This is a genomic window from Chachezhania sediminis, from assembly GCF_009765275.1.
In the GTDB taxonomy this organism is placed as follows: domain Bacteria; phylum Pseudomonadota; class Alphaproteobacteria; order Rhodobacterales; family Rhodobacteraceae; genus Chachezhania; species Chachezhania sediminis.
The window spans coordinates 292588-311228 of record NZ_VOPH01000004.1 but is presented as its reverse complement, the minus strand read 5'-3'; the positions used below and the strand labels follow the sequence as shown (position 1 = coordinate 311228).

Annotated in this window: 17 protein-coding genes; 7 read left to right on the top strand and 10 right to left on the bottom strand. The window is 65.5% G+C overall.

From position 1 onward, the window contains the following. The 10 genes from lpxA to pyrH form a co-directional block, all read right to left on the bottom strand. A complete protein-coding gene (gene lpxA / locus FQK05_RS14920) occupies positions 1-786 on the bottom strand; it encodes an acyl-ACP--UDP-N-acetylglucosamine O-acyltransferase (protein ID WP_158968196.1) in 786 nt (261 codons plus the stop codon). Positions 787-797: 11 nt separating this feature from the next. Beyond that, entirely contained in the window at positions 798-1271 is a 474-nt protein-coding gene (gene fabZ, locus FQK05_RS14915) for a 3-hydroxyacyl-ACP dehydratase FabZ (RefSeq protein WP_158968194.1), read from the bottom strand. 67 nt (positions 1272-1338) lie between these two features. Next, positions 1339-2058: an OmpH family outer membrane protein gene (locus tag FQK05_RS14910; protein ID WP_158968192.1), complete on the bottom strand. Its 720-nt coding sequence runs from the start codon at positions 2056-2058 to the stop codon at positions 1339-1341. An 8-nt stretch (positions 2059-2066) separates the two neighbouring features. Then, the gene (gene bamA / locus FQK05_RS14905) at positions 2067-4373 is read right to left on the bottom strand and encodes an outer membrane protein assembly factor BamA (RefSeq protein ID WP_158968190.1); all 2307 of its coding nucleotides are present in this window, start codon (positions 4371-4373) and stop codon (positions 2067-2069) included. Positions 4374-4799: 426 nt separating this feature from the next. After that, on the bottom strand, positions 4800-6152 hold the full coding sequence (gene rseP / locus FQK05_RS14900; protein ID WP_158968188.1) for an RIP metalloprotease RseP: 1353 nt from the start codon (positions 6150-6152) through the stop codon (positions 4800-4802). A gap of 89 nt (positions 6153-6241) precedes the next feature. Then, positions 6242-7432 (bottom strand): 1-deoxy-D-xylulose-5-phosphate reductoisomerase, encoded by a 1191-nt coding sequence (gene dxr / locus FQK05_RS14895; protein WP_158968186.1) that lies wholly within the window; start codon positions 7430-7432, stop codon positions 6242-6244. Next, positions 7432-8259 (bottom strand): phosphatidate cytidylyltransferase, encoded by an 828-nt coding sequence (locus FQK05_RS14890; protein WP_158968184.1) that lies wholly within the window; start codon positions 8257-8259, stop codon positions 7432-7434. Before FQK05_RS14890 ends, dxr begins: the two co-directional genes overlap by 1 nt. 4 nt (positions 8260-8263) lie before the next feature. After that, positions 8264-9043, bottom strand: a complete 780-nt coding sequence (locus FQK05_RS14885; RefSeq protein WP_158968182.1) for an isoprenyl transferase — start codon at positions 9041-9043, stop codon at positions 8264-8266. Beyond that, on the bottom strand, positions 9036-9599 hold the full coding sequence (gene frr / locus FQK05_RS14880) for a ribosome recycling factor (RefSeq protein WP_158968180.1): 564 nt from the start codon (positions 9597-9599) through the stop codon (positions 9036-9038). Before frr ends, FQK05_RS14885 begins: the two co-directional genes overlap by 8 nt. A gap of 193 nt (positions 9600-9792) precedes the next feature. Beyond that, the gene (gene pyrH / locus FQK05_RS14875) at positions 9793-10539 is read right to left on the bottom strand and encodes a UMP kinase (protein WP_158968178.1); all 747 of its coding nucleotides are present in this window, start codon (positions 10537-10539) and stop codon (positions 9793-9795) included. 135 nt (positions 10540-10674) lie between these two features. Here pyrH and miaA point away from each other — a divergent pair, with 135 nt between their 5' ends. The 7 genes from miaA (at position 10675) to FQK05_RS14840 (ending at position 18619) form a co-directional block, all read left to right on the top strand. Continuing rightward, positions 10675-11550 carry a tRNA (adenosine(37)-N6)-dimethylallyltransferase MiaA gene (gene miaA / locus FQK05_RS14870; protein WP_158968509.1) on the top strand — a complete coding sequence of 292 codons (876 nt, stop codon included), beginning with the start codon at positions 10675-10677 and terminating at the stop codon, positions 11548-11550. Between the two features lie 86 nt (positions 11551-11636). Continuing rightward, entirely contained in the window at positions 11637-12461 is an 825-nt protein-coding gene (locus FQK05_RS14865; protein WP_233270518.1) for an AraC family transcriptional regulator, read from the top strand. A 412-nt stretch (positions 12462-12873) separates the two neighbouring features. Continuing rightward, a complete protein-coding gene (locus FQK05_RS14860) occupies positions 12874-13929 on the top strand; it encodes an ABC transporter permease (protein ID WP_158968176.1) in 1056 nt (351 codons plus the stop codon). 12 nt (positions 13930-13941) lie between these two features. Continuing rightward, a complete protein-coding gene (locus FQK05_RS14855) occupies positions 13942-15156 on the top strand; it encodes an ABC transporter permease (RefSeq protein WP_158968505.1) in 1215 nt (404 codons plus the stop codon). A 2-nt stretch (positions 15157-15158) separates the two neighbouring features. Further along, positions 15159-15617, top strand: a complete 459-nt coding sequence (locus FQK05_RS14850; RefSeq protein WP_158968174.1) for a hypothetical protein — start codon at positions 15159-15161, stop codon at positions 15615-15617. A 51-nt stretch (positions 15618-15668) separates the two neighbouring features. Then, a complete protein-coding gene (locus tag FQK05_RS14845; RefSeq protein WP_158968172.1) occupies positions 15669-17753 on the top strand; it encodes a dipeptide ABC transporter ATP-binding protein in 2085 nt (694 codons plus the stop codon). A gap of 95 nt (positions 17754-17848) precedes the next feature. Further along, complete coding sequence (locus FQK05_RS14840; protein ID WP_233270533.1) at positions 17849-18619, top strand: methyltransferase domain-containing protein; 771 nt, start codon at positions 17849-17851, stop codon at positions 18617-18619. Positions 18620-18641: the final 22 nt, after the last annotated feature.

Below are 18641 nucleotides of genomic sequence, written 5' to 3'. Positions count from 1 at the left end.
CTACTTGCCCGGCGTCAGGAAGTGCCGGTCGCTGTCCGCAAGGACGAAATCGACGATATGGCGGACATAGTCGCTTTCCGTCTCGTCCCCCAGACGCTGGGCGCGGTCGTGGAACGTGCCCTCGCCCTGGCTCAGCATCTGGAAGGCCGCCCGCAGCGCGGTGATGTCCTTGCGCGGCACGCCGCGCCGCTTCAGCCCCACAAGGTTCAGCCCGTCCAGCACGCCGCGCGGCGCCTGGACCAGGCCATAGGGAATGACGTCGTTCGTGACCATGGTCAGCGCACCGATGATGGCGCCGCGGCCGATGCGGACGAACTGGTGGATGCCGCAGAGGCCCCCGATGATCACGTCGTCTTCCAGGATGCAATGCCCCGCCACGGCGGCCGAGTTCACGACGATCACCCTGTCGCCGACGATGGCATCGTGCGCCACATGGCAGCCGGCCATCAGCAGGACATCGTCGCCGATCTTGGTCAGACCCCCGCCGCCCGCCGTGCCGGTATTGACGGTCACATGTTCGCGGATCCGGGCCCGTTCGCCGATTTCCAGACGGGTCTTTTCGCCCCCGAACTTTTTGTCCTGGGGGATCTCGCCGATCACGGCGAAGGAATAGAGAACGGAATCCGCCCCGATCGACGTTTCGCCGGTGACGACGACATGGCTTTTAAGTTCGACACGGTCGCCCAGCGTGACGTCGCGGCCGACCATGCAGAACGCGCCGATCACGCAATCGGCCCCTATGCGAGCGCCCTCTTCGACGATGGCCGTCGGATGGATCGAGGTCATGCCTGCTCCTGTTATCCCTTGCCCCAGTCGATCATGGCGGTGAACTCCGCCTCGGCTGCGACTTCCCCGTCGACTTCGGCGCGGCCCGCGATCTTCCACACCTTGCCGCCGGGGCGGCCACGAACGGTGGTCACGTGCAGCTTCAGCACGTCGCCCGGCACCACCTTGCGGCGGAACTTGCAGTTGTCGATGCCCATGAAATAGATCAGCAGGTCCGTCGTTTCCATTTCGACGCTGCAGCCGATCATCACGCCCGCGGTCTGACCCATCGCCTCGACGATCATGATACCCGGCATGATCGGCACATCCGGAAAGTGTCCCTGGAAGTGCGGTTCGTTCATGGTGACGTTCTTGATCCCCGTTGCCGACGACGTGCCGTCGATGTCCACGACCTTGTCCACCAGCAGGAACGGATAGCGGTGGGGCAGTATCTGCTGGATGCGTTGGATATCGGCGGTCAGAAGCGCAGGGGCTGTATCGGTCATTCGGATCGGTCCTTGGTACGGCTGATGCGGTGACTAGCAACCCGGCCGGTCGCAGGCAAGCACCGCCTCAGGGTTGCCCGGCAGCCGGAGCGGATTGCCGGGCGGCGTCGGGGGCGATGGCGGGACCCATGTCGTCGGCCGGATCCGGACCGGCATCGGCCGGCGCCAGGGTGCTTCCATCGGCCAGCGTGGCGTCGATCCGGGCTACGATATGATCCGTGATGTCGATCGCCTGTGCGCTCGCGATGACCGACTGCTGCTCCAGGATCGCGGCAGCCCCGCTTTCGTGCAGCGCCATGCCCAGGATCGGCTGGATGTCGGTCCAGAACCGGCTCTGCGCCTGCTCGTGCTTGCGGTTGGCTTCGGTCAGCGCCTGGTCGCGTTCGCGCCGGATCTCGCGCACCTTGGTGTCGAAGGCCCGGGCCAGGTCGGCAAAGGCCTGCTGTTCCATTTCGGCCCGGCGTTCCGACAGGTCCTGTTCCTCGGCCGTCAGTTCGGCCTCGATCCGGCGGTTGTCGGCAGCCAGGACCGCCAGTTGGGCCTTGTAGTCGTTTTCGATCCGCTGGCCGTAAAGCGATTTCCGGAAAACCTCTTCCGACCGGACAGTCAGAAGCGGGCTGATCGGCGCGTCGCCGGTCTGAAGGTTCGTGGGAGGACCGGACTGCGCCGAAACGGTGGCCGGCAGAAGCGACAGGCCCGCTGCCAGAAGGGCAGCGGCCCAGGCGGAAGACCCGGCCCGCTTCCGGGGCTGGGTCCGATCTGTCCTGCGGTGGGGTGCGGGCTGCATGGCCTACATCAGAACGTGGCCTGGACGGTCAGGTCGAAGTTCCGCGAGCGGTCGAAGTCTTCCTTCTTGATCGCCTTCGAGAAGTTGAACCGCAGCGGGCCGATGGCCGTCGTCCAGAGCACAGAGAAACCGATCACGTGGCGCAGCGACATGTCGCGACCGACCACGCCCGGCCCGGTAACGTTCACGTCCGCTAGGTTCCACAGGGTGCCGATGTCATAGAACAGGCCGCCCCGGATCCCCAGTTCCTCGGGCAGGCCGATGGGAAATTCCGCGTCGAGGCGCAGCACGGCGAACTGGTTGCCGCCCAGCGGGTCGTTCACGTCGCCATACTCCTGGCGCGGACCGATACCGGCGGGTTCGAAGCCCCGCATCCGGTTGGTGGACAGGGTGAACCGGTCTTCGGCCCGGCTGGGTTGATCCGACTGCCAGCGCAGGGCACCTGTCTCGAAGGTCGCGCGCAGCACGACTTCCTCGTGATACACCCGGGTCTGGGCAACTGCCTTGGCGTTCGACTTGATGTACTTGTTGTCGCCGCCGACGCCCGCCACTTCGGTCCCGAATTCGATCAGCAAACCACTGTTCGGGTCCAGGCCGTTGGTCCGGCTGTCGAAGGCATAGTTGAAGCCAAGCGCGCTGGACGTCTTACGACCTTGTGCGATCTCGCTCAGGATGATCGGGCCGTTGGTCGTGCTGTTCTGCGCTTCCATCTCCGAGTTGCTGTAGCTGTAGTTGAACGAAACCCGGCTGAATTCGTTCACGCTGAAGGTCAGCGCGGGACGGAAGAAGCGCGCACTGGTGTTGTACTTGCGATAGCTGGACGAAGTCGTGCCCAGACCCAGGTCCAGGTCGAAGCGCAGGTCGCGGCCCAGAAGATAAGGTTCGGTAAAGCCGATCTGGAAGTTGTCGGCGTCCTGAGCGGTCGCGATCACGAAGCGCAACCGCTGGCCCCTGCCCAGGAAGTTGTCTTCAGTCAAGCCCAGGTTGATGCCCACGCCGCTGTCGATCGAGTACGACCCACCCACCGTCAGCGAGCCCGTGGGCTTTTCCTCGACGTTCACGTCGATGATCTGCTGTTCGGGCGAGGACCCTTCGCGGGTTTCCACGTTGGCGTCGGCAAAATAGCCCAGGGCCTTGATCCGTTCCGCGCTCTGCCGGATGGCGCGCGGGTTGAACGGGTCGCCTTCGACCGTGGTGAACTGCTGCCGGATCACGCGGTCCAGCGTGGTGGTGTTGCCCTCGATGTCGATGCGCTCGACAAAGACACGGGGACCGCGGACCAATACGAAGTCGACATCCAGCGTCAGCTGGCGATCGTTCCGGGTGACCCGGGGTTCGACCCGCATGAAGTCGATGCCCTGACGAACCGCCAGGCGTTCCATCCGGGTGATCGCCTGCTCCATCAGGGTCGGGCTGTAGATCACGCCGGGCTTGATCCGCAGGGTCGCCGCGTAATCGTCGGCATTGGCCTGGGCCATATCGCTGGTGACGGTGATATTGCCGAACTTGAACTGATTGCCTTCGTACAGGTCGAACAGCAGGAAGAAACCGTCCCGCTCCTGGGTCAGTTCCACGTTGGCGCTGTTGATCCGGAAATCGACATATCCGCGCGACAGGTAGAATTCCCGCAGCACCTGCTTGTCGAACTCGATCCGGTCTTCGATCAGCGTGTCGTTGCGGACGAAGGCGCGCAGAAAGGTCGCCTGCTTGGACTGCATCACCTGCCGCAGGCGGCGGTCGGTGAAGGCGCGGTTGCCGACGAAGCTGACCCGCTCGATCTCGATGGTGGCGCCCTCGTCGATCTCGAACACCAGATCGACGCGGTTGTCGTTGCGGCGGATGATCTGCGGACGCACCGTGGCGGCAATCCGGCCCTGCTGGGAATATGCCTCGGCAATCACGCCGGCATCCCGTTCGACCTGCGCCGGGTTCAGCACGCGCCGCGATTCGGATTCGATCAGTTCGGACAGCGCGTCGTTCTTGATGCGCCGGTTGCCTTCGAAATTGATCCGGTTGATCGTCGGGTATTCCGTGACCTTTACAACCAGGGTCGATCCCTGCGGAACCAGTTCGACCGTCTCGAACGCGTTCGAAGCGACAAGGCGCTGATATCCGTCGTTCAGCTGCGCCGCGGTCACTTCTGCCCCGCGCTCGATCCCGAGGTAGCTGACGATGGTCGACGACTCGATCCGCTGGTTGCCTTCGATCTTCAGGTTCGTGAACCGATAGCTCTGGGCAAGTGCGGCATCCATAGGCAGCAGCAATGCGAGGGCCAGACCCAGCGCATAGACCAGCCGCGCAAACGCGGACTTCATCGGGCGACGCAGAGAAAATCCGCGCACGCTCCCCTCGCGGTTCAGCGAAACCATATTCCCGACCCAATAGCAGCAGACATCAGCAATGTGGTTATCGGTATTGCAACACCTTGTCAAAACCGCAGAAAAGCCGATCCGCCATGCTGCGGCATCCTGCCGGGCCGGGGTTTTGCCATCTATCACCCTTGTTTCAGGGACTTTCCAATTCCCTGTTGCCGTCGCGGGAACCTGCCGACCGGCAAAAGATATTTTCCGCACTGCGGCGGACCTGTCCCGGAACAGAATCGGTTCCGCCGCGGGGGCCGGCGCCGAACCGGCCCCGGCAGCCCTGTCAGCACGCCCATCCGGCCGTCCGGGGCCGGGTCGTTCCGCGATCCGGGCGGCTGTCTGTCCCGGACGGGATCGGAAAGCCGTCCGGAACGCCGGTCAGCAGAACAGGTCGTTCGACAGCGCGAAGAACATCAGCGAAAGAATCAGCACCAGGCCCGCCGTCATCAGGATGCGCAGCGCACGTTCGCTGGGCGGGCGGCCGGCCACGGCCTCGTAGCCGAAGAAGACGAGGTGCCCGCCGTCCAGAACGGGAATCGGGAAGAGGTTCAGAAGACCCACTGCCGTCGACAGCACCGCGATGAAGCGGATGAAGCTGCCCGCGCCCTGGCTGGCCATGTCGCCGGACGCCTCGGCGATGCCGATGGGACCGGACATGTTGCAGGTACTGATCGCACCCGTGATCATGTGCCAGAGGCCGGACAGGGAACCGCTGATGATCGCCCCGGTCTGCAGGACCCCGCCCTGCAGCGCCTCCCACGGGCCGGCGACAGTGGTCGCCGGGTCGAAGGCCATGCCCCCCACGATGCCGATCCGCCAACGGGTGACGAAACCGCCATCGGCCGATGGTTCGTCCGTGCGCCGCGGCGTCAGGGCGAAATCGTTGACCGTGCCGTCGCGCCAGACGCCCAGCAGCAGGGTTTCGCCTGCGCCGCCCTCGACCACGTCCCGCAATTCGTCGAAGGCCGCGATGGGCGTCCCGTCGACCGAGGTGATGACGTCTCCCGGCCGCAGGCCCGCATCCATCGCTGCACTACGCGGCGCGACCTGACGGACCAGCGGCGGCAGCAGATAGGGGCCGTCGACCTCCATCCGCTGGCCGTCGCGACTGACAGTATAGGTCAGGACCGGCTGTTCGGGCATCGCATCGGTGAAGGCAGCCCAGGCGGCACCGTCGCTGAAATCGGGGGTCGGGATGCCTTCGATCCCCAGGATGACGTCGCCTTCCTGCAGTTCGTAGAAACCGTTGGGCAGCGCATATTCCTCGCCCACCGTCAGCGGTTCCGAGGCAACGCCCCGCAGCATCAGCACCGCCGCGAAGACGGCGATGGACAGGATGAAGTTGAAGACCGGACCCGCCAGCACGGTCAGCGACCGCGCCCACAGCGGCGCGCCGTGCATCGTGCGGCGCAGCTCTGCCGGATCCTCCGCCGCCACGCGCATCGTCGCGGCGTCCGCCCCGGCCGAAGCCGCATCGGCATCGCCCAGGAACTTCACGTAACCGCCGAAGGGAAGCGCCGCCAACTGCCAGCGGGTGCCGCGCCGGTCGACCCGGGAAAACAGGACGGGCCCGAAGCCAAGCGAGAACACCTCGGCATGGATGCCGGTCCAGCGGCCGACGATGTAGTGGCCGAATTCATGGACCGCCACGATGATCGACAATGCGATCACGAAGGCCACGAGCGTATAGGCCAGCCCGCCGAACTGCGGCATCATCTCGACAATATTCACGTCCCGTCCCCGTTCTTGGTATTCGTTCCGGCCGCCCCGCCGGACTGCGCCTTACGCATCTGCGGTCGCGGGTCCGGTTTTCAAGGGTTTCAGCTGCCCGTGCGGGCCTGCCCCGCCAGCGCCGCGATTTCCGCATCCGCCGCCGCGCGCGCGGCCAGATCGGCCGCCAGCACGTTGTCCAGGGTCATTTCGGCGTCCATCAGGCCCGGTTGCCCTTCGATCCGGTCCAGCACGCGCGCCACGACTTCGGCCATGGCGGTAAAGCGGATGTGACCGTCCAGGAAGGCATCCAGCGCCCGTTCCTTGGCCCCGTTGAAGACCGCGCCGGCCAGCCCGCCCCGCGCCATCACCTGCCGCGCAAGGTCCAGCGCCGGATAGCGCGCCGGATCCGGCGCCCGGAAGGTCAGCGTGCCGATCTGCGCCAGGTCCAGCCGCGCGACCGGCAGATCCTGCCGCTCCGGCCAGTGCAGCGCGTAACCGATGGCGTGCCGCATGTCCGGCGGCCCGACATGGGCCATCAGCGCCCCGTCGCGGAACCCCACCAGCGCATGGATCAGCGATTCCGGGTGGATGACGGTCTCGATCCTGTCCGGATCGACCCCGAAAAACTCACGGGTTTCAATTAGTTCCAGCGCCTTGTTGAACATGGACGCACTGTCGACCGTGATCCGTGCGCCCATCGCCCAGTTGGGGTGCGTCGTGGCCTGGGCCGGGGTGGCATGGGCCAGCTTCTCGATGGGCCAGTCGCGGAAGGCGCCGCCGGACGCGGTGATAACAATACGTTCGACCGCCTCCATCGCCTCGCCCACCAGGGCCTGGAAGACAGCGGAATGTTCGCTGTCGACAGGCAGGATGCGGCCGCCATGGGTCGTGGCCGTCTGCATCACAAGCCGCCCTGCACAGACCAGCGATTCCTTGTTGGCCAGCGCCAGCGTCGCGCCCTGTTCCAGCGCCGCCAGCCCCGGGGCAAGCCCCGCGGCACCAACGATGGCGGACATGACCCAATCGGCAGGGCGCGAGGCGGCCTCGATCAATGCCTGCGGGCCTGCCGCGGCCGTCACGTCCGAACCGGCCAGAGCGTCTTTCAGCGCACCAAGGCACTCCGGATTGGCGGTCACCGCGACATCGGCCTTCAGCCGGATCGCATCGATGGCCAGCCGGTCGATATTCCCGGCCCCGGTCAGGGCCACGACGTCATAGGCATCGGGCGCACGGGCAATCAGGTCGATGGTGTTCTGCCCGATGGACCCGGTGGCCCCCAGGATCGACACGCGCCGCATCAGCCCGCCCCCGCCGGATAGCCCGTGACGGTCATCACCAGAAGCACCAGCACCGTGGCGCCGATCATGCCATCGAAGCGGTCCAGCACGCCGCCATGGCCCGGGATCAGCGTGCCGCTGTCCTTGGCGCCGACGCTGCGCTTGATCGCACTTTCGGCGATGTCGGACAGCTGCGCGGCCATCGAGGCCGCGACGGACAGTACCACCAGCCCCCAGCCCGTCGGGATGATCCAGGCGAAGATCGCCCCGATCAGCGCCGCCGCGATCCAGCCGGCGATGGTGCCGGACCAGGTCTTGTTGGGGCTGAGCGCCGGCCAGGTCTTGGGCCCGCCGATGGCCTTGCCGGCGAAATAGCCCGCGATATCGGTGCCTGCGACCAGCAGGACCAGCCAGAACATCCAGTTCACGCCGAATTCGTTCCGGACCGACATCATGCCGAAGGCCGACAGCAGGATCAGCAGCACAGCCGGCACCGCCATGCGGCGTTTGTCCGGCAGGGTGATCCACGTGACCACCAGCGGCACCAGAAGCGTCGGCACCACCATTTCGGCCCGGAAAAAGATCGCGAACAGCGCGCAGGCCCAGGACAGAAGGCCCATCTGGCGCGCCAGCACCGGATCCTCGGGCGCCAGAAGCGTGAACAGTTCCCACACCAGAAGGCCCGTCAGGATGCCCACGAACCACAGCCAGACCGACCCGCCGATCCCCAGCGCGCCGAAGGACGCCACGGCCAGAACGGTACCAGAGATCACGCGCACCTTGAGATCGCCCCAGGTCCGCTTGCCCCCAGCCCCGACCTTGCCTGCGCTGTCGGTTGGATCTGCCATCGCCCTATCCGGACACGGCCCCGAAGCGCCGTTCCCGTCCTGCATAATTGGTGCACAGCCGGGCAAATTCCTCGGCCGTGAAGTCGGGCCACAGCGTGTCGACGAATTCGTATTCGGAATAGGCGGACTGCCACAGCAGAAAGTTCGAAATCCGCGCCTCGCCGCTGGTGCGGATCACCAGGTCCGGATCCGGCAGCACGTGGGTATCGAGGTATTTGGGCAGCGTTTCCTCGTCGATTTCCTCGGGGTCCAGCTTGCCGTCCGCCACGTCGCGGGCCAGCCGCTTGGTGGCGCGCGCCACCTCGTCCCGGCCGCCATAGTTCAGCGCGACCGTGATGTTCACCCCGTCATTGTCGGCGGTCTGCGCCTCCAGCGTGTCCATCAGGTCGATCAGCTTCCTGTCCAGCTTTACCCGGTCGCCGATGAAGCGCACCCGCGCACCGCGGTCATGCAGCTCGCGGGTCTCCTTGGCGATGTAGCGGCGGAACAGGCTCATCAGGCCCGCGACCTCGACCTGGGTACGTTTCCAGTTCTCGGTCGAAAAGGCAAAGATCGTCAGATACTTGACGCCGATATCCTCGCAAGCCTCGACCACCTCGCGCACGCGCCGGGCACCGGCATGGTGCCCGAACAACCGCGGCCGCCCGCGGGCCTGAGCCCAGCGGCCATTGCCATCCATGATGATGGCCACGTGCTGTGGCGCCCCCGGGATCGGGTCGAAGACCTTGGCATTCTTGCTGCCGGCCTTCTTGAACTTGCCAAGGAAACCGCCGGCCTCAGACATGCATGATCTCGGCCTGTTTCGTTTCCAGCGCCGCGTCCACCGCGGCGATCATCTTGTCGGTCAGGTCCTGCACCACGGATTCCCAGAATTTCTGGTCGTCTTCCGACATGCCGTCGGCCTTGGCCTTCTTGATCTGGTCCATCCCGTCGCGCCGCACGTTGCGGACCGACACGCGGGCATGTTCGGCATACTGGCCGGCAACCTTGGTCAGCTCGCGGCGGCGTTCCTCGTTCAGTTCGGGGATCGGCAGCATGATGATGGTGCCGTTCAGCTGCGGGTTGATGCCCAGCCCGCTTTCGCGGATCGCCTTTTCGACCTTGCCGACCAGGCCCTTGTCCCAGACGTTGATCGTGACCATCCGCGGTTCGGGCACGTTCACCGTGCCCACCTGGTTGATCGGCGTGGGAGAGCCATAGGCCTCGACCATGATCGGTTCCAGCATGGAGCCACTGGCGCGCCCCGTCCGCAGAGAGGCGAATTCTGTCTTCAGGTTCGCCATGGCGCCGTCCATCCGGCGCTGCAGATCGTCGGTGTCGAGTTCGAATTCGTCGGACATAGCGGTCTTCTCGTTGTTGCCCCCGACAGGCGCGGTCTCCCGGCCCGCCCGGATCTGTTCCAGCCTTGCGGCCGTTCCTCCCCGGCCCTGATCCGGATCAACGATCCCCGCGCCGGCGCGTTCCGTCCAACGCGAAACGCCGGACCGTCAGGGCCCGGCGCCGAGGCAATCGGCCGGTGACCGCTCTATAGCCTTAGCCGCGCACCATTGTATAGGTGCCTTCCCCGGACAGGATGCCCCGGAAGCCACCCGGTTCGTCCAGCGAGAAGACGATGATCGGCAGCTTGTTGTCCCGCGCAAGGGCAATCGCCGTCGCGTCCATCACGCCCAGACTGTCGGCCAGGCACTGGTCATAGCTGACCGTGTCGTAGCGCTTGGCATCGTCGAACTTCTTGGGGTCCTTGTCATAGACGCCATCGACCTTGGTGCCCTTGAAGATCGCCTCGCAGTGCATCTCGTTCGCGCGCAGCGTGGCGGCGGTGTCGGTCGTGAAGTACGGGTTGCCGGTCCCGGCGGCAAAGATGCAGACCCGGTTCTTTTCCAGGTGCCGCACGGCGCGGCGGCGGATGTAGGGCTCGCACACCTCGTCCATCCGAATAGCCGAGATCACGCGGGTATAGACGCCCATGTTCTCCAGCGCCGACTGAACCGCCAGCGCGTTCATCACGGTCGCCAGCATGCCCATGTAGTCGGCCGTGGTCCGCTCCATCCCCTGTGCGGATCCGGACAGGCCGCGGAAGATGTTGCCGCCGCCGATCACCATCGAGATCTGGACGCCCAGTTCATGGACCGACTTCACCTCGCGGGCGATACGTTCCACCGTGGGCGGGTGCAGCCCGAATCCCAGCTCGCCCATCAGGGCCTCGCCGGAAATCTTCAGCATGACGCGTTTGTACTTGATCCCCGAGGGATCGGATCCTGTTTCGGGTGAGGCGGTCATGTTGCGCTCCGGACTGTCATGGGGGTAATTTCGCGCAAACTGAACGATAAGGCTTGAGGGTTCAATGCGACAGGCAGGCGGATATGCACGGATCTGCCCGGCTGGGACATTTTGGCAAGGACCGGCGGCTTGAAGATGGACGATATCGTGCCGGGGAACCTGCCACCGGACTGCCCCGTCCTGATCGCCGGGCCCACGGCCTCGGGCAAGTCGGCACTGGCGCTGACCATCGCCGAGCGCCATGGCGGGCGGATCGTCAATGCCGATGCCAGCCAGGTCTATGGCTGCTGGCGGGTGGTGACGGCCCGGCCCTCGGCGGCCGAGGAGGCGCGCGCGCCCCATGCGCTGTACGGCCATGTCGCCCATGACGCCCCCTATTCCGCGGGCCACTGGCTGCGCGAGGTGGCGCCGCTTCTGCCGGACGGGCCGCGGCCGATCATCGTGGGCGGTACGGGCCTTTATTTCACCGCGCTGACACAGGGCCTGGCCGACATCCCCGCCACACCGCCCGAAATCCGGGCCGAGGCCGACCTGATTCCCCTGGAAACCCTGCTGGCCGACCTGGATCCGCGCACCGCCGAAGGGCTGGACCGCCGGAACCGCGCCCGGGTTCAGCGCGCCTGGGAAGTGCAGCGCGCGACCGGGCGGGGGATGGCAGACTGGCAGGCCGACACGCCGCCGCCCCTTCTGCCGTTGTCCGGCACGCTGCCGCTGGTCATGGATGCGCCAAAGGACTGGCTGACCGCGCGGATCGAACGCCGCTTCGACGCCATGCTGGCGGCGGGCGCGCTGGACGAGGTGGCGGCGATGCGGGACCGGTATGATCCCGCCCTGCCTTCGATGCGGGCCATCGGCGTGCCGGAGCTGATGGACCATGTCGCCGGTCGCCTGTCACTGGACGAAGCGCGGCAGAGGGCGACCGTTTCCACCCGCCAGTTCGCCAAGCGGCAGCGCACCTGGTTCCGTTCCAGAATGGGTGCATGGCGCAGGATCCCGCCGCCTGCTGCATAATGCTGCGGCACCGGGCGGCCGGACATCGGGGCCGCAGCGCAAGGGGTATTGGCGGTTTGAGGCCCCCTCGTTAACACTATTGGTTAATGTTCGACGCCCCGCGCATATCCGACGGGCCTTCCTTCCTGTCGCTGTCCGGTCTGGCCCCTGACGGGGCCTGGCAGATCGACCTTGCCCATGACCGTCCGCAGCACCTGCTGATCTGGATCACGCGCGGACAAGGCACGGCGCTGCTCTATGGGGCGCGGGTCGGCGTAGGCCCCCACAATGCGCTGTTCGTGCCGGCGCGGAACCTGTTCGCGCTGCGCATGGGGCCCGGTGCCCTGGGTCACGTGATGGCCGTGCCGCTGCCCGCGGCCCTGCCCCTTCCGGACGGACCCAAGCATCTGCGCATCCGCGAGGTCGGCGACCAGCGCGACCTGACCGCCCATATGGAGGCCGGCGCGCGCGAGCAGCGGCAGATGGACGACCCGGCGCAGGACAACACCCTGACGCAGGCCGCGGTCGACGCCCGCGCCATGCTGACGGCGATCTGGCTGGCGCGGCACCTTGGGACAGGTGGTGCGCCAGACCCCAATCCCACCGCGGCGCGCCATCTGGTGCGGGCCTATGCGCGACGGATCGTGGACCACTACGCTTCGGGCGCCACCATGGCCGACCATGCCGAGGCACTGGGGGTCACAGCCACCTACCTGACCCGCACCTGCAGGGGCGAAACCGGCCACACGGCGGCCACCTTGCTGACCCAGCGGCTGCTGCACGCGGCCTGCAGTCAGTTGATCGGAAGCGACCGCCCGGCGCAGGACATCGCGGCCGGCCTGGGCTTCGCCAGCGCGGCCTATTTCAGCCGCTTTCTGCGCCACCACGTCGGCCAAAGCCCTATTGCCTTCCGCCGGCTGCACCGCCCCTGACGCAAAGCTCCTGATCTTTTGCAGCTTTTTCAGGCTTTGCCTTGCCCACCCCTGCGACATTTGCGCCCGCCAATGCCCGTCAATGTCGCATTCAGCGAGTTCTTATGTCGCTTTCTGTCGTTCCAGTGACGGCGACGGGAATTGACGCGTGGGTTGAACTGGTGCCGAATAGCGACCATGCACCCGGTCCCGGACCCGTGACCGCCTACGCAACCGGGCAAGACATGCGAACACGCAGGTACGAGGCAGGACGACAGGACACCAATGCCGCTTCGCCGCCCTGTACCGATTGCGCCCCGATGCCGGCCGGCCCGCAACGCGGACCGACCCGAAGACGATACGACGCGACAGGCACTAAAATAACGATAACGAGCGGGGGCCACCGAGCCTTCGACCGACAGGGGAAAGAAGCTTGGGACTGTTCATCCTCCGACGAACCGGTGTGATGGTGCTGACGGCGTTGTGCCTCACCTTCATCGTGTTCTTCCTGACGAACCTCTATCCGAACCTGGAAAAGCTTGCGAAGACGCAAGGCAACTTCCGGATGTCGGACGAGGCAGTGGCCAGCTGGCTGGACAACAACGGCTATTCGGGGCCGATGCTGTTCAGATACGGCGAATGGCTGGGCGTGACCCCCGGCTGGACCCGGGACGCCGCCGAAGGCAAGGTCCGCGGGCGCTGCATCGACGGCGACGTCCTGCCAGAGGTCGCGGCCGAGGCCCCCGCCTATTGCGGCATCATCCAGGGCTACTGGGGCCGGTCGACGGTCTTCAAGGAACCGGTCGCGGGCATCATCGGCGAAAAGCTGGGCCTGACGGGGGTCCTGATGTTCTGGGTGCTGGTGCTGATGGTGCCAACGGCCCTGATCGTCGGCGTCCTGGCGGGCATGCGGGAAGGATCGGCGCTGGACCGGGGGCTTTCGACCTTTTCGATCATCACCACGGCCACGCCGGAATATGTGTCCGGGGTGATCTTCATCGCGGTCTTCGCTTCGTCCGCCGTGGGGCTGAAATGGTTCAAGGGCACGGCCACCAGCGCCATGTCCCAGCCGACATTCGAAAACTTCTTTCTGCCGGTCCTGACCATCGCGCTTTACGGCATGGGCTACATCGCGCGGATGACCCGCGCGTCCATGACCGAGGTGATGACAGCCCAGTACATCCGGACTGCACGCCTGAAGGGGGTCAGCTTCGGCAACATCGTCCTGAAGCACGCCTTGCGGAACGCGCTGATCGCACCGTTCACGGTGATCATGCTGCAGTTCCCGTGGCTTCTGAACGGTGTGGTCATCGTCGAGACCCTGTTCAACTACAAGGGCTTCGGCTGGACGCTGGTACAGGCCGCCAGCAACAATGACATCGACCTCCTGCTTGCGGTCTCCGTCGTCTCGGTGGCGGTGGTGCTGGTGACGCAGCTGATATCGGATATCGGCTATGTCTATCTGAACCCGCGTATCCGGCTGTCGTAAGAGAGGCACATGATGGAACCCCTAAGCGGTATCGACATTACCGGACGCATCCTGTGGCAATTCTGGCCCGTCTGGATTTCACTGATCGTGCTTTTCGCCCTGTCCATGCGCTTCAAGCGCAGGCTGGGGCTTTACGGCAAGCTCTTCGACAGCCCCATCGGCATGATCGGCTTTGCCCTGGTGATGTTCTGGATCTTCACCGGCATCTACGCCAGCTTCGACCTGATCATGACGCACCTCCCACTGTCCCAGATTTCGGGCCTGAAGAACAAGGGCCCCGGATCGCCCTTGCCCAGCCCCGACCCCGGCCAGTACCAGTGGTACCTGCTGGGCGGCGACAACCTGGCCCGCGACGTCTTCAGCCGCATGGTCAAGGGATCGTCCATCGTGATCGGGATCGCGCCGCTGGCGACGCTGTTCGCCTTCATGGTCGGCATCACCATGGGCCTGCCCGCAGGATATTATGGCGGGCGGCTGGACGTGTTCCTGTCCTTCATGGCGAACCTGATCCTGGCCTTCCCGGTGATCCTGCTGTTCTTCCTGCTGGTGACGCCGGAAATCGTGGCGGCGGGCGTGCCGAACTACATGGCGACGGTCCTGTTCTGCTTCCCGATCATCTTTGCCACGGTGCTGCTGAATTCGCGCTACCATTCCCAGCCCTCGGTCAGGACGCCCCTGATGAGCGCGGTGCTGGTGGTGCTGATCTGGATCTATCTCTCGGCGATCTCGACCGACGGGTATCTGGTTCGGACGGAAGGCCTGAAGATCCCGCTGCTACCCAATGCAATCGACCTCTTCAACATTGCCGGCGGCACGCTGGTCGTGTTCGTGTCGGTGGTCTTCGTGAACTCGCCCACCGTCTACCGGATCGTCCGGGGCCTGACGATGGACATCAAGACCCGCGACTATGTCGCCGCCGCCCAGACAAGGGGCGAAGGCCCGTGGTACATCATGCTGTGGGAAATCCTGCCCAATGCCCGCGGCCCGCTGATCGTCGATTTCTGCCTTCGGATCGGGTACACGACGATCCTTCTGGGCACGCTCGGCTTCTTCGGGCTGGGCCTGCCGCCGGAAAGCCCCGACTGGGGGTCGACCATCAACGACGCGCGCAAGCTTCTGTCGATCTATCTGCACCCGGCGCTGCCGCCGGCGCTGGCGCTTCTGTCGCTGGTCCTGGGGCTGAACCTGCTGGCCGACGGGTTGCGCGAAGAAAGCCTGAAGGACTGATCTTGAAGACAAACCCCAAAACCCTGGCCCGGGCCGCTGCTGTCGCCATTTCGATGGCGATGGCGGTGCCCGCGGCCGCGGCCGACCTGTCACCCTACCGGATGCGCGACTGCATCGCCGAAGCTTCCGCCCTGATCGCCTTCGGCAAGGCGATGCAGAACTATGGCGCGGGCATCACCGACGACCAGCTGGACCGGCTGGGCACGCTGCGCGACGGCTGGGTGAACATCACGATCAACACGCTGGAATGCCGGTCGCTGGGCCTTCTGTCCGACGCCATCGAGGGCGGTCAGAAGGACGTGCGCGACATGACCGCAAAGCTGGGCACGCGCCAGCCGCAGGATGTCTGGAACCGGCAGATGAAACAGATCCGCACCTGCGCCGACATGTTCGGCCTGGACGCCACGCGGCAGGCGGCCACCGCCACGCCCTTCGACCTGACCACATGCCAGAAGGGCTGACGGGCCTCGCCCCTTGCCCACCCGCCACGGGATTGAACGGAGACGACGCAAATGTCCAAGGATGACTACGACGGCCCGATCCTGGAGATCGAGAACCTCTCGATCTCGTTCTTCACCCGTCTGCGGGAAATCCCCGCGGTGATGGACTTTTCCGTGACCGTCCAGCCGGGCGAGGCCGTAGGCCTTGTCGGCGAATCGGGATGCGGCAAGTCCACCGTGGCCCTGGGGGTGATGCGCGACCTGGGCAAGAACGGGCAGATCGTCGGCGGGTCGATCAAGTTCAAGGGCCGCGACATGGGCGCCATGTCGGACGAGGAATTGCGCGATATCCGCGGGTCCGAGATCGCGATGATCTACCAGGAACCCATGGCCAGCCTGAACCCGGCGATGAAGATCGGCAAGCAGCTTATGGAAGTGCCGATGATCCACAAGGGCGCCTCGAAGGAACAGGCCTACGAACGCGCGCTGCAGGTGGTCACCGATGTGAAGCTCCCGGACCCGAAGCGGATCCTGGACAGCTTCCCCCACCAGCTTTCGGGAGGCCAGCAGCAGCGGATCGTCATCGCCATGGCGCTGATGGCCGAACCCAGCCTGCTGATCCTGGACGAACCCACCACTGCGCTGGACGTGACGGTCGAGGCCGCGGTGGTCCAGCTGGTAAAGGAGCTGGGCAAGAAATACGGGACGTCGATGCTGTTCATCTCGCACAACCTTGGGCTTGTGCTGGAAACCTGCGACCGGCTGTGCGTGATGTATTCGGGCGAGGCCGTCGAAACCGGATCGATCGCAGACGTCTTCGACAAGATGCAGCACCCCTATACGCAGGCGCTGTTCCGGTCGATCCCGCTGCCCGGTGCCGACAAGAACGCGCGGCCGCTGAAGGCGATCCCGGGCAATTTCCCCCTACCTCATGAACGCCCGCAGGGCTGCAATTTCGGCCCGCGCTGCGACTATTTCGAGGACGGCCGCTGCAATGTCACCGATATCCGCATGGCCGAGGTCGCGGGCGACGACCGTCACTGGACCCGCTGCCTGAAGTTCCAGGAAATCGACTGGAACGCGCCGATGGAACTGATGGAGACCAAGCAGAAGGGCGAGATCGGTCCCGTCGTCCTGAAGATGGACAACCTGAAGAAATACTACGAGGTCGCGGCCAATGCCCTTTTCGGCGGCGGCAGGACCAAGGTGGTGAAGGCGAACGAGACGCTGAGCTTCGAGGCCCGCGAAAGCGAGACGCTGGCCATCGTGGGCGAAAGCGGCTGCGGCAAGTCCACTTTCGCAAAGGTGCTGATGGGGCTGGAAACGGCGACCGACGGGCAGATCCTTCTGGACAACCGCAATATCGAGATGACGCCGATCGAGAAGCGGGATTCCAAGACCGTGAGCGAAATCCAGATGGTCTTCCAGAACCCGTTCGACACGTTGAACCCGTCGATGACGGTCGGCCGTCAGATCATCCGTGCGCTGGAAATCTTCGGCATCGGCAAGAACGACGCGGAACGCCGCGCCCGGATGCTGGAACTGCTGGACCTCGTGAAGCTTCCCCGCGAATTCGCCGACCGCATGCCGCGGCAACTGTCGGGCGGGCAGAAACAGCGCGTGGGCATCGCCCGCGCCTTTGCCGGCGACGCCCGGATCGTGGTGGCGGACGAACCCGTGTCGGCGCTGGACGTGTCTGTTCAGGCGGCGGTGACGGACCTGCTGATGGAGATCCAGCGCGAGAAGAAGACGACCCTGCTGTTCATCAGCCACGACCTGTCCATCGTGCGCTACCTGTCGGACCGGGTCATGGTCATGTATCTGGGCCACGTGGTGGAACTGGGCACGACCGATCAGGTCTTCTCGCCGCCCTATCACCCCTATACCGAGGCGCTGCTGTCCGCCGTTCCCATCGCCGACACCTCGGTCCAGAAGGAACATATCGTTCTGGAAGGCGACATTCCGTCGGCGATGAACCCGCCCCCGGGCTGCCCGTTCCAGACGCGCTGCCGCTGGAAGGACCAGGTGCCGGGCGGGCTTTGCGAAAAGGACGTGCCGCCGATGCGCCAGATGGCGGACGGCCACCAGATCAAGTGCCATCTGGCCGAAGATATCCTGTCCCGCATGACCCCGGTCATCAAGATCGCCGCCGAATAAGCGCGGGGTCCCGCTGACGACGCGGCCGGCCGTAGACCGGCCCGTCGTTCCCATTACGATGATACGCGTGCGGAAACGGAAAGGCGGTGACCGGCATGGAATATGACGAGGCAGCGGCGGACCGGCTGGAAGCGACCTATCTGGGCAAGGACGTGATCGCACAGCGGGCCGACACGCTGGCCCGGCTGGCGATTCAACCCGGCGAACACGTGCTGGACATCGGTTCCGGTCCCGGATTCCTGGCCGAGGAGATGGCCCGCCAGACCGGGCCGGATGGCCGGGTGACGGGCGTCGACCTGTCCCCGATCATGGTGGCGCGCGCCCTGGCCCGGGCCTCCTGCGGGTGGCTGGACTTTCTGCAGGCGGACGCGACCTCGCTGCCCCTGCCCGATGCGGCCTTCGACGTGGTGGTGTCGACCCAGGTGGCCGAATATGTCCCTGACATCCCCGCCATGTGTGCCGAAATCGCGCGGGTCCTGAAACCCGGCGGGCGCGGGTTGGTCATGGCGACGGACTGGGGCGGGCTGGTCTGGCATTCATCGGACCCGGCCCGCATGGACCGCGTGATGAAGGCGTTCGAGCCCCATTGCGCCGATCCGCACCTTCCCCGGACGCTGGGCCCAGAGCTGCGCGCGGCCGGGCTGGCGGTCCCCGGCATCAGCTATTTTCCGATCGTGAATACCGGGATCGGCGACGGCAGCTATTCCCGCGGCTCCATCGACTTTGTCGCAGGCTACGTAAAGGACGGTGGGGCCATCCCCGCGGCAGAGGTTCAGGCGTGGCGCGACGACCTGCATGCGCTGGACGAACGCGGGGAGTACTTCTTTTCCAACGGGCGGTTCAGCTTCGCCATCGCGAAGCCCTGATCGACCGGACCGGCCCGGATGG